Origin of the sequence: Collinsella sp. i05-0019-G5 (assembly GCF_042851345.1) — a bacterium.
In the GTDB taxonomy this organism is placed as follows: domain Bacteria; phylum Actinomycetota; class Coriobacteriia; order Coriobacteriales; family Coriobacteriaceae; genus Collinsella.
In genome coordinates, this window is the sequence record NZ_AP031421.1 from 1,522,435 (window position 1) to 1,536,515 (window position 14,081).

Consider the following 14,081-nt stretch of genomic DNA (forward strand, 5'->3'; position numbering starts at 1 on the left):
ATCGTGCCAAATGGAATCCACCTTTTGGAAATTAAGCATTGGTCTGGACGAAGCCGCCATCAAACGCATTGGCCTCGAGCACGCGGGCACAGCCGTTAACGACGTTATCGAGCGCCGTGGGGCTGACGTTGACCGAAACGCCGGTCTCATCGCGCAGGCGCACGTCGAGACCGCGCAGCAGCGCGCCGCCACCAGTCAGCAAAATGCCGTAGTACATAAGGTCCGAGGCAAGATCGGGCGGCGTGGCATCGAGTGCGTCCTTGACGGCCTTGGCCATCTCGTCGAGCGGCTTGTTGAGTGCGCGACGAATCTCCTCGCTCTCGATGCGTACGGTCTTGGGCAGACCGGTGATCACGTCGCGGCCGTTGACCTCGACGTCGAGCTCGTCCTTGAGCGGCACGGCGGAACCGACCTTGATCTTGATGTCCTCTGCCGTACGCTCGCCGATGGCCAGGTTGTAGGCATCTCGAACGTGCGTGAGGATAGCCTGATCGAACTCGTCGCCGGCAATACGGATGGACTGCGAGACGACGATGCCGCCCATAGCAATAACGGCAACCTCGGTGGTACCGCCGCCGATGTCGATGACCATGGAGCCGGTGGGTTCCTCGACGGGCAGATCGGCGCCGATAGCGGCGGCCATGGGCTCCTCGATCAGGTAGGCCTGGCGAGCGCCAGCCTGGATCGTGGCCTCAAAGACAGCACGCTTCTCGACCGACGTGACGCCGGAGGGAACGCAGACGACAACGCGCGGACGCGGGGTCCACGGATAGCGCTTCTCGGACGCCTTGTCGATAAAGTAGCGAAGCATAGCCTCGGTAACATCGAAGTCAGCGATGACGCCGTCCTTCAGGGGACGAACGGCCACGATGTTGCCGGGCGTACGGCCGAGCATGCGCTTTGCCTCGATACCGACCGCCAGGATGCGCTCGTCGTTCTTGTCGATGGCGACGACAGAGGGCTCGCGAATGACGATGCCCTTGCCGCGCACGGAGACAAGCGTATTTGCGGTGCCGAGGTCGATGGCAAGATCGCCCGCATAGCTACCGAAGAACATATCCATCAAAGAAAACAACGCAACTCCTGATGTGTTGGATGATTGCTGGAAAACTACTAGCTCATGATACTAGCGCAAGCCCGGCACCTCACTTGCGGTGAAGCGCCGGGCAAAGCTAAATCCCATAAGGTCACTACTGGTTGTCAGCAGCCGAGAAATCCATATCGAGCGAGGAAACGGCCCAGCCGATATGATTGTCGGAGCGCACGAATTTGACGGTGTACTCCTGCTCGCCGCCCTTGGACAGCGACGCCTTGACCTTGGCGGTCGTCTCGGTCATGGACTGGTCCATGCCCTCGACGGACACGGTAGCACCCTGCGGAATCGAGGAGATGATCATCGACTTAGCGTCCTCGGACAAACTCGAGGCCAGGCAAGACTCGGCCTTTGCGGTGTCGCCGTCGCCGGCAGCCTGGAACAGATCGGTAACCACAGATTCCTGAGACGGGAAGCCAAAGCCGCGCGTGTAGGCAAAGCCCAGACCGCCCGCGGCAATCAAAATGAGCAGAAGCAGCACAATGAAGACTTTGAGACCCGCGTGGCGATGGCGGCGACGGACCTTGGCCTGCTTACGATCCTGACGGTCCTGCTGGACCATCTCGGACTCGGACAGTGTAAAGAAGCCGGTGTCCGAGGGATCGGGCATAAACTGACCGGTCGCGCCCGTAGGATCGAGCGGATCGACGGCGGGAGCGTCCATCGCGGGCGCCGGAGCCGTGGCCATAGCCGTCTGGGCAGACAGTGCGGCAAGCGAATCATGCACGCGGGCAAGCTCATCGGCCTGCTCGGAAGTGAGCTGGTAGATGCCATCGGCAGTAGCGGCGTTAAAGGCGTCGAGTGCGTCGGAGGGACGGCCGGCGGCAGAAAGCGCCTGACCCATGCCGGCATTGAGCGCACGCGTGTCGTCGCGGGGGCCGGCAAAGTCGATAGCCGTGCGGTAGGTCTCCACGGCATCCGCCGGACGGCCGAGCTTAATGAAGCAACGACCGAGCTCGCCGAGTGCGGCGGCAGGAGCCGGATTGGCGCCGTCGATGGCAGCCTGACGGAAGGCAGTACCCGCGTTGGCATAATCGCCCGACTGGAACAGCGCATTGCCCAGGCCCAGATAGGCCTTGAACGGCGTCGCATAGGAAGCATCCTGCGTAGCAGCAGAGAACGCCTGGGCGGCCGTCGTGTAGTCGCCCACGGCGGCGAGCGCCTTGCCGCGGTTGGTGAGCAGCGCGCCGCGCTTGCCGTAGGTGCCGTCGTTGAGGGCGGCAGCATAAGCCTCGGCGGCCTCGGCATACATGCCCAGGTGCATCAAGGCGTTGCCACGAAGGTGATCGGCCTCGCCCATAATCTCATCGGGAGTCTTTGCCGCCCCAAGCATCTGGGCTGCAGCGGAAAAATCACCCGCGCGGTAAGCGGCGCGGCCCTGTTGGATCAGCTGGCTATTCAAGGAAGTCCCCTTTACTCGTGAACGATCTCGACATGGACGATCTCGTCGCCGGCACGCAGCTGCGAAATCACATCGAGACCCTCGACCGTGGTACCAAAGACGGTGTAACCGGAATCGAGGTTATGCTGGGCGCCCAGGCAGAAGTAGAACTGCGAACCCGCGGAATCGGGGTCCATGGAGCGTGCCATGGCAAGGGCACCATCGACATGGCTGTTGCGCGGATTGGTGGCAAACTCGCCCTTGATGCAGTAGCCGGGGCCACCGGTACCGGGCATGCCGTCGGGGCCCTCAAGACCAGCGGCGACGTCGGCGCCGGACATATCGCGGGTATTGGGGTCGCCGCCCTGGATGACAAAACCGGGCACATAGCGATGGAACTTAAGGCCATCATAGAAGCCCATCGTGGAAAGCTCGCAGAAGTTCGCGACATGAATGGGAGCGCCCTCGCCGTCAAACTTGACCTTGATGGTACCCTTCGACGTCTCGATAACGGCGCACTCGTCGCCGGCAAGCTGATACTCGGGCGTGTAGAGCTCTTTCTTAAAACCAAACATGTGGTTCCTTCCTCGTGCGTTTAAAGCATATTTGTACGAATTGTAGCAATAAGCATGCGCTTACATCAATTGCGCACGTAGGTTATGCCGACTATGGCGAACTAATTTTGGGACGCTGCTGCGGCTTCCAGGAGCCCACATTGGCGTCGTACTGGTTCAGCGCGCTGTTGCCGCCCTGTGCGATGGGCGCCAGGATCTCGCTTTGGTGGGAACTCATCGACTCGCCATCGGGAATGGCCAGCGAGATATCCCAGCTCTGGCAGATCACGTCGACACGCTCGTACATCCACTCGGCAAGCTGCTTTAAGTGGGCGATGTCGTCCGCATAGACCGTATCGTCCTGATACTTAAGGTTGTTAAGCTCATCTTGCGTCTTTTTGATCTGGTCGCGCAGGGCGTAGGCACTCTGCGACAGCTCCTGACGGGTGGACAGCGGCGTTCGGAGATAACCGTTGTTAAAGGAATCGATGACCTCGCCGATCTGGTCCTCGTCGCCGTAGGACACGATGGTCTGATACAGACCGTCGAGCCTGGTATAGAGCTGATCATCGGTCAGCACGGTTTCTTCCTGGACCACCTCGGCAGAATCGTCCTGCTTGGTATCGTCCTCAGTCGCCTCGCCCTTTTGGCGCGTGGGGAAGGTCGTCTGCGCGGCTTGGCCAAACTGGTCATAGAAGCCAGGCATGACACCCATGGGATCGGTCGTCACGAACCAATAGGCACCACCGCACACAAAGGCAAGGATCGCGATGACGATGAGCGGCTTAGGGATATGACGCTTGTGCTTGTGATAGGCGTCCTCGTCGGGATGCACCTTGCGCTTGGGTTTTTGAGCATCGTCGTGGCGGGAAACCGGCGTGGGAATATCGACCTTGGGAATACCGAAATCCTTATCGAAAGCCGGCAGCACGCAGGTCTCGTTAGGATCGGCGGCGTCCGAAAGCACCGCAGCGGCAGAGGCCGGCGCATGCGGCACCTCGGTATCGATCTGCTCTTGCGTTAGGCGCGGAAAACCCGCCGTGCGGCCCGCAGCCAAGTCGGATGCGGCCGCGTCCTCGGAGAGGATACCCGGAGCGGGGCGTCCGCATTTGGGGCACGTACGATCATGCGGAGAAAGACGGGCACCGCAGCCCTCACAGAACACGAACTCGGTGTGCTCGGGGCCATCGCCCGGACCCACATAGGCGTTGCAGTAGGGGCAGAACGAGGCGCCGTCCTCGATAGTCTTAAGGCAATGCGGGCAGATCACGGCATCCTCTTTTCGAAGCAATTCAAACAATCGAGGTTAGAGCATAACATCGCCACGGCCCCACAGGAGCAAGGCACCAATTCAACATCGCCAGGGCGTAGTTACTTCTTCTTTTTGCTTGGCATCGAAACTTTGATGCCTTGGGCGGACTTGGTCACGCGAGAGCGCTTGGCTCCGGTACTCTTCTTTTTCTTGGGCTGGGCCTGGGCCACGCCCTCGAGTGCGCGGGCCTCGGCCTCGCGAGCGGTGCGATCTTCGCGGCGCTGCGCCATGTCGGCGGCGAAGCGCTTGGCAAAACGCTCGGCCGTCGAACCCGTCGAGCTCACCTTGCCGCCACCGCGACCCAGGTGGACGCGCACACCGCGGCCAAAACCAGTTGCAGCATGACGACGACGCGGCTTGAGCGAATCCATCATCGTGGCGAGCTTAAAGAACACCGAGCAGGTAAAGACCACGATGACAGCCAAGATAACCATCTGGCCCATCGACAGGTTGGCAATAGACAGCAGCTCTGGGAATCCGATAACGCCCACCAGGATGCCGGCGACTACAAACACAAAGAGCACCACACGTAAGGGCGTGAGAGGCTGCGAGATCCGCCAGATCAGGCTGACGCTCGCCGCGCACGACGTAAGCAGGCACATCGTAGACAGCGTGAGCTGGCTAAAGCCAAACACGCGCGCCACAAAGATATCAAGCGCCGCAGCCAAAATGACCGCAATCGACGCCGGCAGTGCACGCTTGAGTACGTTGCTCAAAAACGCACCCTTCACGCGAGCATTGTTGGGCTCCAGGCCCAACACAAAGCCCGGCGCGCCGATGCAGAAGAAGTTGATGAGCGTCATCTGGATGGGCTCGAATGGGTACGGCGGCAGCGCGATGCACAGCGCCGCCAGGCCCATCGAGAACAGCGTCTTGGTCAGGAACAGTGAGGCCGAACGCTGCAGGTTGTTGATGGAGCGACGGCCCTCGGCCACCACGGCGGGCATCGAGGCAAAGTCGTTGTCGACGAGTACGATCTCGGCCACGTTGCGCGCGGCATCGGAGCCGGCCGCCATGGCCACGGAGCAGTCGGCCTCCTTGAGCGCCAGCACGTCGTTGACGCCGTCGCCCGTCATGGCCACGGTGTGCTCGCGGCGCTTGAGTGCCTGCACGAGCTCGCGCTTCTGCTGCGGGGTCACACGACCAAAGACATGGTAGCGGTCCACTGCGGCATCGAGCTTGGCCGGCGTATCGAGCGTCGTGGCGTCCACATAAGCGTCCGCCCCCGGCACGCCCACCACGCGCGCGATCGACGACACCGTACGCGGGTCGTCGCCACTGATCACGTTGAGCGTCACGCCCTGCTCGTTAAAGTAGCCGATGGTCTCGGCGGCCGAGGTACGAATCTCATCGCGGATGGTCACAAAGCCCACGGGCTCGGCCTCGCCCACCATATCGCCGTCGGGCGTAAAGCCGTCAACGCGCGCCACCACGAGCACGCGGCAGGTATCGGCAAGCTCGGCAACACGGTTCTCGACCTGGGCAAACGCACGATCGGAGAGCACAAACTGAGCCGCACCCATCACATAGGAGCCATGCGCAAACGAGGCGCCGCTCCACTTTTTGGACGACGAGAACGGAATAACCGACAGCGGCTCGGACACCTCGACCGGGCGATCGGCGTAATAGTTGAGCAGCGCCTGGCAGGTCTCATTGGCATCGGCCGAAGTCGCACGCGCCACGTTAGCCAGCGCAAAATCGAGCACCGTGGTATCGACGGGAACGGCGGCGTCGCCCTCCCCCGCACCCATACCCTCGACCGGCAGCGGATACGTGCCCTCGACCTCCATGCGGCCCGACGTGATGGTGCCCGTCTTGTCCAGGCACAGCACGTCGACGCGAGCGAGCGTCTCGATGCAGTAGAGCTGCTGCGCCAGCACCTTGCGGCGGGCCAGGCGCACCGTGGCGATGGCGAGCACCGACGAGGTCAGCAGCACCAGGCCTTGTGGGATCATGCCCAGCAGGGCGCCCACCGTGGACAGCAGCGCCGACGAGGGCACGCGGCCGGCCAGCAGCTCGGAGAAGCACCACGAAAGCGCGCTATCGCCCGGGGTTCCCGCGGCATCCCACAGCTCGCTCACGCTCGAGGCAAACAACGCCAAACCGAGCGGGATCATGATGATGCTCGCAAAGCGCACGATGGCGTTCAGCGCGTTCATGATCTCGGAATTGACCTTTTTGACGTACTTGGCCTCGTTATTAATTTTGGCTACGTAGTTGTCGGCGCCGACATGGATCACGCGGGCGCGCAGCAGGCCCGAGTCGATAAAGCTGCCGCTCATGAGCTCGGAACCGGGCTGTTTCTTAATAGGGTCGCTCTCGCCCGTCAGCAGGCTCTCGTTCACGAGCGCCTCGCCCGAAACCACCACGGCGTCAGCGGGAATCTGGTCGCCGCGCCCCAGGCGGATGATGTCGTCGAGCACGATCTGGTCCAGGTCGAGCTCCACCTCGGCGCCGTCGCGCACCGCGATGGCCTTCTTGGAGGTCAGCAGCGTGAGCTTATCGACCATCTTCTTGGAACGCATGGACTGAATGACGCCGATAGCGGTGTTCAAGAACACCACGAACAGGAACGTCAGATTCTTAAACGAACCGGTCAAAATGACCAGGAACGCCAAGATCACGTTGATCAAATTGAACAGCGTGCAGAGGTTCTCGATGATGAGCTCTTTGACCGACTTGGTCTTGAGCTCCATGTTGCGGTTGATCTTACCGGCGGCAATGCGCTCCTCGACCTCGGCGGTCGAGAGTCCGCGCTCGATATCCGTTGCTGCCATACCACGTCCCATCACGTCGCGTCGGTATAAGAAAAACCGCCCGGACCATGCGAGGTTCGGACGGTCTTACGTTCGATGGTGCCCCGTCTGCCTAGATTCTAGAACCGAGATCTGCGCCGTTGGGACCGTCGTGCTGCTCAGGATACCACGGGCGGCGTAGCAACACCTTTTCTCGAGAAAAAACCCGCCCGGGATAACCCGAGCGGGCCGCGGCTAGCGCCCGTTGATGCTCACGAGGCACAGGCCGATTGTCGCCACGGTGCCGCCGAAGAGCGCGCCGAGGACGAAAGCCAGCGCGATCATGCTAGTACGGGTTGCCGTCGGTGACGCAGACTTGGAGTCGGTCGAGCGGCTCGCCGTAGAAACCGGCGTAGTCGTCGCCGCCGTAGGTGGAGCCGTCGTCGCACACGGTGTCGAGCCATCCGGCGCGCGCGGTGGTCTGCGAGCGATACCACGCCTGCTTGTACTCCTCGCCGCCCGGGGTCACGTAGTACATGCGTACACCGTCGATGGTGTGGCCGGCGATGCCGGCGCAACCGTTCACGGTATCGTTGCGGTCGCCCTTGGAAACATAGTCAAGCCAGCCGTCCTCGATGGTGTGGACCTGATACTTGAGCGTGCCGCGATCGACTCGGGCGCAAAGGAGGTCGTGCTGTCGGCACGGGTAGCCCGCGAAGCCGTTGTCCCCGGCGCCGAAGTCGGTCACCTCGTCCAGCCAGCCGCCGCCCTTGAGGTGGAGGGAGTAGTGGACGGGGATGCGCTTGCCAGATGCCTTCGTGAAGCCGCCGGATGCCGCCTGAGAGGGCTTTGCCGCGGCAGGCTTAGCGGCGGCGGAGGGGGCGGGCGCCTTGCCGCCCTTCATCGCGTCGTACCACGCCTGGGCGCGCTGCATGTAATGGTCGCGCTGGGAGCCCGCAAGCTCGCCGGGGCAAGCCGTGGCGCTCCAGTAGCGGTGCGGGAACACGTTCTTGCACCACTCGGGGCGACCGAGGCCGTAGTACAGGCACAGGGCCGCGACAAGGTGTGCGCCGCTCTCGATTGCCTTCTCGTGGACCGTCCACGGGTTGCTGCCGCTGTTGGCGTGCTCGATGGAGATGGTCGTATCGTTGCCGCGTCCAGTGCCGATTCCGTCGCCGCAGGCGTAGGCGCGGTCGAGATCGTTGACGTGCTGCACGATGTAGCCGTTGCGGTCGACCGAGTAGTGCGCCGAGCAGCCGTTGGCGCCCCAGATGCCGTTGCACTGGCCGGCGTTGAGGTCGCCCGCCATGTGGTGGATCGTGACGCCCTTGATGCCGAACGGACGGCCCGCCGAGAAGTTGCGCCCCAGAAGCTTGTACTCGTCCGGCTGGACGTTTGCGAAGTCTGCCATTAGTCCTCCTTGATGTCGCCGAGCGCCAGCAGGGCGTCCAGCCATTTGTCCGTGATGCCGACCGATTTGAAGGCCGCGTAGGCCACCTGAACGCCGCCTACCGCGGCGAAGATGGACGTAACCCATGCCGAGGGTTCGGTCGGGACGCCGCCCGACATGGCCGTGAGGGCGCCGCATCCCGCCGAGACGGCGATTGCCGTCCAGCGGGCGACGTTGCCCGTCATCGCCTTCGTCTTGATCGCCTGCACGATGTACGGCACGACCAGGACCGTGCACACCGTGAGGCCCGCCTGGATCTCATTCATTCGATTGCTCCTATCTGTCGGATTCCTTGCTGTAGATAAGGTCGACGCGGTCGCAGATGTGGTCGACCTTCTCGGCCATCCCCTGGCTCCTCGCCTGGCTGTGCGCCAAGTCCGCGTGCAAGACCTCGTTGGACGCCACGACGGACTCCATGAGCGTCTTCATCGCCTCCATGAGGCTGTTGCTGCGCTCCATCTGCGCGGCGATGCGGCCCTCCATCTGCGAGCGCTCGCGGTCCCGCTGCGCGCGCTCGTCGACTTCGGCCTGCTTGCGCTCCTCGCGCTTAAGGTCGAGCTCGCCCTTCCGCTGGTTTTGGCGTTTGTACTCCTCAAGAAATTGTTTCCCGAAGTAGAACGCAACGAGCGTCAGGAGCACGCCGCCAAGCCAAGCCGGTCCGTAAGGCGCAAAAAGTTTGAGCACTTCCATCCTGGGCGCCCTCCTTCCGCCTATTCGGCCGTGTACTCCTCGCCGGTGATCTCCTTGTACTCGTCGGCGGTGATCCACTTGCACTCGACGGCCTTGTGTACTCGCGCCTTACTCCAAAGAGGTCGGTCGTAGTACTTCTTGACGAGCGCGAAGTGCTTGGAATGCTCGTCGGTTTTCTTCGTTGGCGTTACTGGTCACCTCCGACCGTCATGAGCAGGTAGTCGATGTTCGCCGTGTTCTGTTCGGTCTGCGTCGGCTGCGACGCCCGCTCGCGCATCTGGTCGATCAGCGCCGACACGTCGAGCGTCTCGCCACTGTCGTAGGCGGCGAGCGCCGCGGTGTAGGCGAGCTTTCGCGCCTTCCGCTCAGCGTACTCGTCATCGTCGATAACGCCCGCGTCGTGCGCCGCGTCGGGGTCGCCGATTTGCGACAGCAGATCGCGCAGGGCGTTGACCTCGGCCATGGTGCCATCTTGAAGATCGTTGGGGCGCGGCGTGTCTTCCTCAGTGTCCATGCGGACTCCTCTCTTGTCGGGGAATGTGCCGCCATCGTATTGGCGCCGTGAGAATGCCGAGCCGCTTTGATGGGCGCAAAGGAAGAAGGCGCGCCGCGGCACGCCTTCGATGTTTCTGTTATTTCGCAGCCGCTTCGCTTAGGCCGCTGCTTTGAGTTGCCGGTTCTCCGCTATTGCGAGGGCTTGCTTCCGCTTGAATCGTCCCTCTGGTTGGCCTGCATTGAGCACCCCCCCCCTGCGCGAGATTTCCGAACAGGCTTCGGTACAGCGCGTCCATGGCCCGCACGCTGCGGTGCGCGTCCAGCCGCTTCATGCCTCCGCGCCAGCTCTGGTAGCTCTGCTCCACCTGCTCGGGGGTCATGATGCCATCGGCGACCATGCGGGCCATCTTCTTGAGCTTGCGGCGCTCCCGCGTTATGGAGTCTCGGCACGGCTTCACGACTATGCGGCCCGTGTCCGTGTAGAAGATGCGCTTCTTCAGCCACGTGAACCCGCGCGTGAGCTTCACCACGCGGGTCTTGCGCGGGTTCAGCTCGATGCCCAGCTCGGCGCATTTGCGCTCTATGAGCAGCAGGCACACCTGCAGGTAGTCCTTGGACTCGTGTATCAGGTAGAAGTCGTCCATATATCGACCGTAGGCCTCGGGGCGCAGCATCTCGATTGCGTAGTGATCAATGCGGTTGGGGTGCGCGACGGCGCATATCTGGTTCGGCTCGCTGCCCAGCCCCAGGCCCACATCGCCCTGCGCGTCTATCAGGCGGTGCTCCAAGGCGACCACGCGCGGATCTAGCAGCGCGGAGGCCACCTGGTCTTTGACGGGTTGGTGCGCTATGCGCGCGAAGTAGTCGGAGAAGTCGCCGAGCAGTATGTAGCCCTCGCGGCCGTGCCGCCTCCAGTGGTCGGCCAGGTGGCGCTTGAGCAGCTTCAGGGCGTAGTCGGTGCCGCGCCCCTTTATGTTCGCGGAGTTCGCGGCTATGAGGGTGGGCACGATCGCGGGCACGAGCGCGTTCTGCGACAGCGACTTCTGCACCACGCGCTCGGGAAAGTGCACGGCGCTGATGTGGCGCAGCTTGCCGCGCTCCCATAGGTCGAAGCGGATGAAGCCCCGGCATATGTCGCGGCCCTCCAAAAGGTCGCGGCGGGACAGGACGGCGTTGCGCAGGTAGTCCTTCATGTACCGCTGCGTGGACGCCTTCCACATCACGCCGCGCGCGGCCTGCTTGGAAGCCTTGCACAGGCTGTTGAGGTCGGCCACGGTCTCAAGCGTGCACGCCTTGACGCGCTCGGCCTTGGCCTTGGCCCGCTTCTCCTCGCGGCGCTTCCGGCGCGCCGCCCGCCTTTGCTCGGAGTTCACAGGAGGCACCCCGCACGGCTTTCAATGTGGCTCTGGCAGCCGCTTGAGGTATGGCCATGAAACGCGGCGAAGCCACGGAGCGCCGCGCCATGCAAGCAGCGTCCGGCCACCCTCGCGGGGTGCGTATTTACGGGCGTGAGCCCGACGGTCGCGCCTTCCTTCCTCTTCGCGCTCTGCTTTCGGCTCTGGGGCCTACTCGGTCTGGCAGTAAGGGAATCCGGGGCGGGGGCGAACCCAGACGTTCGTCGCCGAGTTGTAGTTGGCATTGCCGTTGTTGTTGACGTAGCACACGTTGGACGACGAGCCACCCATGACGGAACGCAGCCACCAATTGTACCGATAAACAAGGCGCGACCGCCGCCCATTATAGCGAACGCAGGCGCTCTAGCTCGGCCTCGGCCTCGGCTATGCGCTCCTCGGCGGATTTCTTGCCGGTCACCCGCACGTTCTTGCGTGCGCCCTTCAGCAGCCTGATCTCCTCCTCGACCATGGCCGCCAGCTCCTCGAAGCGGTTGGCGTTCACCGGCAGGCCGATATCCATGAGGCACTGCATGTCCAGCATCAGCTGCTCGCAGTCCGCTATGGCCAGCGTCAGGTAGCGTTTCCTCTCCAGCGCGTTGAACGAGCTGTTGGGATAGAAGCAGTCGGCGCGGTTGACGTTGTACACGATGCTGCGCGCCGTCTCCACGGTCGGCACCGCGTTCAGCAGACGATAGGTCTTCGGAACCACGGAGGACGACGCCATCAGCTTGTTGACCTCCACGCGGATGGCGATGGCCTGCGTGAAGAACTTGTACTCGGAAACCTCGCGGTTGCGCTGGTAGACGCCGCTCACGTGCACCTCCTGGGGAAACTGGCGGAAAAACCGGCCCGCTTCGCGGGCAGGAGGCGACCGCGCAAGGCGGTCGCCTAAAAGCAGAGTATAGAGCACTCGGCTGGCTAGCCGACGAGGAAGCCGGGGCGGGGGCGAACCCAGACGTCCGCCGCCGAGTTGTAGCCGGCAGTGCCGTCGCCGTTGACGTAGCACACGTCGGACGACGAGCCACCCATGACGGAACGCAGCCACCAACCGCACCGATTTCCGTTGACTCGGTGCGCCGTGTCTCGGAACAGGTCAAACTGGCAGTCGAAGCCCACGCTGTAGCCCTTCGTCCCCCACACGGGGCAGCCGTACACCTCCATCTCCGACAGCGAGAACACCTTGCCGATATCCTGCCAGCTCCACGAGTTGGAGTCGTTGAGCGCGCCGCCGGCGCTGTACCGCTCCTCAAGCAGCACGCGCTGGGTAAGCAGGTACTTGGTCAGCCCCTCGGGCAGGCACGCCTCGAAGGCCGTCTCCCACGCCTTGAGGTTGCTGTTGGGGTAGGGGCATTTCTGGTCGGCGGTGCCCTGGTTCGTGTTGGTGGTGTTCCACATCAGGAAGCTGTCGTTTGCCACGCCGGTCACGGTCTTGGCCACGGCGATGGGCGCGGAGGCCACGAACGCGATATGGTGGCCTTTGGAGCTGTCGCCGCAGCGGTAGTACGGGTCGAAGTGCGCCAGGAGGAAGCGCACGGACTGCTGGGCCGCCACGCCCGACGCGCTTACCAGCGGCACGTCGATGTAGTCTCCCACGCGCAGGCCCGCGAAGTTGCCGTTGGCGGCTCGCTTGTGCAGCGCGTCGTACACGCTGCCGCTGCCGATCTCTCCCGCCAGGATGGTGGCGATGTTCTGCCCGCCGTACTTGCCGATGAGGCTCTGGCGGTTGTACTCGGCGTTGTTGAGTGCCGTCTGCGCGTTGCTGCGCGCGGTATCGTCGATGACGTTGAGCGGCTGGCCGCCTACGACCAGCGTCTTTGCATTTGCCATTTATCCTCCTTAGGAAAGGGTTACCGTGCTGCCCGATACCGAGCACGTGCTGCCGAACGTCACCGTGTCCCCGGATACCGACGCCTTGCCGGCAGGGCAGTAGACTGTGCCGTCCATGTAGATGAACTTGTCTGTCGCGTCGGCGAGCATCGTCGCGAGCTGGCCGTTCTGGCGGCGCAGCTCGGCGATGTCGGACTCGCCGGCGGCGCCCTGCGCCGCCGCGTTCGCGATCTGCAATGCCGCGCTTGCCGCCGCATCGGCCCTCGACGTCGCACCGCTAGCGGCGGATGCCGCATCGTACGCGGATTGACCGAGCCTAGATAGCTCAGTGCTCCACTTCCTGTAGAGCTCGTCGAGCTCCTGGTCGTAGCTGACGGCAGGCCCTGTTGTCCCGTCCACATTTCCCAGAATTACGAGCGCGAAGTCCTCGGTAGTCTCGGAGGCCCCGTTGGCGTTGTAGAACTCGAAGTAGGCCAGGCGGCACTTCTCCACCCCGTTGACGACCTCCGGCGCCAGCGTGGCGCTCACCGATGCCGTGCCGACGGTGGCGGCGCAGCGAGCCCACGTTCCATCGGCGTGGAGCACGCACAGGCGCGCGGACTGGTAGGTCGGCGTATAGGCGGTGCCGTCCACGGTGAGCGACGCCGTTATCTTCTGGGTCTGCGTCTCACCCCTGCGCACGGTGACACGCTGCGGGACTGTGCCCGGGCGCTTGCGCATGTCGAGCGCTATCCCGTGGTTGATCATTCCTTGGCCTCCAACGCCTTGAGGACGGCGAGCGCGGCCTTGAAGGCCTCGACCGGGTCGACGGCCTTGGCCCCCTCCTCCGTCTCGTCCGCCATGGCCGGCTGCGGGTCGACGATGGCCGAGAGCGCGTCGAACACGGCGACCGTGGCGGCGGTGCGCTCATCGACGTACCCGGCGGTCGCCAGTGGGATGCCGTTGACCGTGGGGTCGGGCTTGCGGACGTCTGCGGCCTTGACGACCTCGCGCGTGCCGTCGTCGTACTGGGCGACGAACACGAGGCCGGCGTCCTCGGCGCTCTGGAGCACCTCCGGGTCGTACTCCGTCAGGCACTGTTCGTTGTTTCCGATGATGTCGTGGACGGCATAGCCCACGACGATCTTCTTGCTTGCTTCCATTCCTTCTT

The 14,081-nt window shown here is 63.3% G+C and carries 15 protein-coding genes and 1 pseudogene; all 16 read right to left on the minus strand.

What is annotated here, in order from left to right:
• Positions 1-31: 31 nt before the first annotated feature.
• On the minus strand, positions 32-1,063 hold the full coding sequence (locus ACGHIZ_RS07105; RefSeq protein WP_006236061.1) for a rod shape-determining protein: 1,032 nt from the start codon (positions 1,061-1,063) through the stop codon (positions 32-34).
• A gap of 127 nt (positions 1,064-1,190) precedes the next feature.
• The gene (locus ACGHIZ_RS07110; protein WP_229107788.1) at positions 1,191-2,495 is read right to left on the minus strand and encodes a tetratricopeptide repeat protein; all 1,305 of its coding nucleotides are present in this window, start codon (positions 2,493-2,495) and stop codon (positions 1,191-1,193) included.
• 11 nt (positions 2,496-2,506) lie between these two features.
• Complete coding sequence (locus tag ACGHIZ_RS07115; protein WP_006236059.1) at positions 2,507-3,049, minus strand: peptidylprolyl isomerase; 543 nt, start codon at positions 3,047-3,049, stop codon at positions 2,507-2,509.
• Between the two features lie 91 nt (positions 3,050-3,140).
• Entirely contained in the window at positions 3,141-4,298 is a 1,158-nt protein-coding gene (locus ACGHIZ_RS07120; RefSeq protein ID WP_390447090.1) for a zinc ribbon domain-containing protein, read from the minus strand.
• Positions 4,299-4,399: 101 nt separating this feature from the next.
• Positions 4,400-7,117 (minus strand): HAD-IC family P-type ATPase, encoded by a 2,718-nt coding sequence (locus ACGHIZ_RS07125; RefSeq protein ID WP_390447093.1) that lies wholly within the window; start codon positions 7,115-7,117, stop codon positions 4,400-4,402.
• Between the two features lie 304 nt (positions 7,118-7,421).
• On the minus strand, positions 7,422-8,486 hold the full coding sequence (locus ACGHIZ_RS07130) for an N-acetylmuramoyl-L-alanine amidase (protein WP_368134990.1): 1,065 nt from the start codon (positions 8,484-8,486) through the stop codon (positions 7,422-7,424).
• Positions 8,486-8,791 (minus strand): hypothetical protein, encoded by a 306-nt coding sequence (locus tag ACGHIZ_RS07135; protein WP_161160241.1) that lies wholly within the window; start codon positions 8,789-8,791, stop codon positions 8,486-8,488. The genes ACGHIZ_RS07130 and ACGHIZ_RS07135 overlap by 1 nt, the downstream gene beginning before the upstream one ends.
• 10 nt (positions 8,792-8,801) lie before the next feature.
• Positions 8,802-9,215, minus strand: a complete 414-nt coding sequence (locus ACGHIZ_RS07140; protein WP_161160240.1) for a hypothetical protein — start codon at positions 9,213-9,215, stop codon at positions 8,802-8,804.
• Between the two features lie 20 nt (positions 9,216-9,235).
• Positions 9,236-9,310: pseudogene (locus ACGHIZ_RS07145) on the minus strand (XkdX family protein); the annotation flags it as partial.
• 92 nt (positions 9,311-9,402) lie between these two features.
• Positions 9,403-9,729 (minus strand): hypothetical protein, encoded by a 327-nt coding sequence (locus ACGHIZ_RS07150; RefSeq protein ID WP_161160238.1) that lies wholly within the window; start codon positions 9,727-9,729, stop codon positions 9,403-9,405.
• Between the two features lie 118 nt (positions 9,730-9,847).
• On the minus strand, positions 9,848-11,083 hold the full coding sequence (locus tag ACGHIZ_RS07155; RefSeq protein ID WP_390447097.1) for an RNA-directed DNA polymerase: 1,236 nt from the start codon (positions 11,081-11,083) through the stop codon (positions 9,848-9,850).
• 192 nt (positions 11,084-11,275) lie between these two features.
• A complete protein-coding gene (locus ACGHIZ_RS07160) occupies positions 11,276-11,395 on the minus strand; it encodes a hypothetical protein (RefSeq protein ID WP_006235543.1) in 120 nt (39 codons plus the stop codon).
• Positions 11,396-11,447: 52 nt separating this feature from the next.
• The gene (locus ACGHIZ_RS07165; protein ID WP_390447100.1) at positions 11,448-11,918 is read right to left on the minus strand and encodes a hypothetical protein; all 471 of its coding nucleotides are present in this window, start codon (positions 11,916-11,918) and stop codon (positions 11,448-11,450) included.
• Positions 11,919-12,022: 104 nt separating this feature from the next.
• Positions 12,023-12,931: a DUF6273 domain-containing protein gene (locus ACGHIZ_RS07170; protein ID WP_390447103.1), complete on the minus strand. Its 909-nt coding sequence runs from the start codon at positions 12,929-12,931 to the stop codon at positions 12,023-12,025.
• 9 nt (positions 12,932-12,940) lie between these two features.
• On the minus strand, positions 12,941-13,678 hold the full coding sequence (locus ACGHIZ_RS07175; RefSeq protein WP_390447106.1) for a hypothetical protein: 738 nt from the start codon (positions 13,676-13,678) through the stop codon (positions 12,941-12,943).
• Positions 13,675-14,073, minus strand: coding sequence for a hypothetical protein (locus ACGHIZ_RS07180; RefSeq protein WP_368134995.1), 399 nt, complete (start codon positions 14,071-14,073; stop codon positions 13,675-13,677). Before ACGHIZ_RS07180 ends, ACGHIZ_RS07175 begins: the two co-directional genes overlap by 4 nt.
• Positions 14,074-14,081: the final 8 nt, after the last annotated feature.

Coding starts and splice junctions, on each gene's coding strand:
- ACGHIZ_RS07125 (WP_390447093.1), bottom strand. CDS start 7,117: ATGGCAGCAACGGATATCGAGCGCGGACTCTCGACCGCCGAGGTCGAG.
- ACGHIZ_RS07175 (WP_390447106.1), bottom strand. CDS start 13,678: ATGATCAACCACGGGATAGCGCTCGACATGCGCAAGCGCCCGGGCACA.
- ACGHIZ_RS07140 (WP_161160240.1), bottom strand. CDS start 9,215: ATGGAAGTGCTCAAACTTTTTGCGCCTTACGGACCGGCTTGGCTTGGC.
- ACGHIZ_RS07135 (WP_161160241.1), bottom strand. CDS start 8,791: ATGAATGAGATCCAGGCGGGCCTCACGGTGTGCACGGTCCTGGTCGTG.
- ACGHIZ_RS07160 (WP_006235543.1), bottom strand. CDS start 11,395: ATGGGTGGCTCGTCGTCCAACGTGTGCTACGTCAACAACAACGGCAAT.
- ACGHIZ_RS07130 (WP_368134990.1), bottom strand. CDS start 8,486: ATGGCAGACTTCGCAAACGTCCAGCCGGACGAGTACAAGCTTCTGGGG.
- ACGHIZ_RS07150 (WP_161160238.1), bottom strand. CDS start 9,729: ATGGACACTGAGGAAGACACGCCGCGCCCCAACGATCTTCAAGATGGC.
- ACGHIZ_RS07105 (WP_006236061.1), bottom strand. CDS start 1,063: ATGGATATGTTCTTCGGTAGCTATGCGGGCGATCTTGCCATCGACCTC.
- ACGHIZ_RS07170 (WP_390447103.1), bottom strand. CDS start 12,931: ATGGCAAATGCAAAGACGCTGGTCGTAGGCGGCCAGCCGCTCAACGTC.
- ACGHIZ_RS07180 (WP_368134995.1), bottom strand. CDS start 14,073: ATGGAAGCAAGCAAGAAGATCGTCGTGGGCTATGCCGTCCACGACATC.
- ACGHIZ_RS07115 (WP_006236059.1), bottom strand. CDS start 3,049: ATGTTTGGTTTTAAGAAAGAGCTCTACACGCCCGAGTATCAGCTTGCC.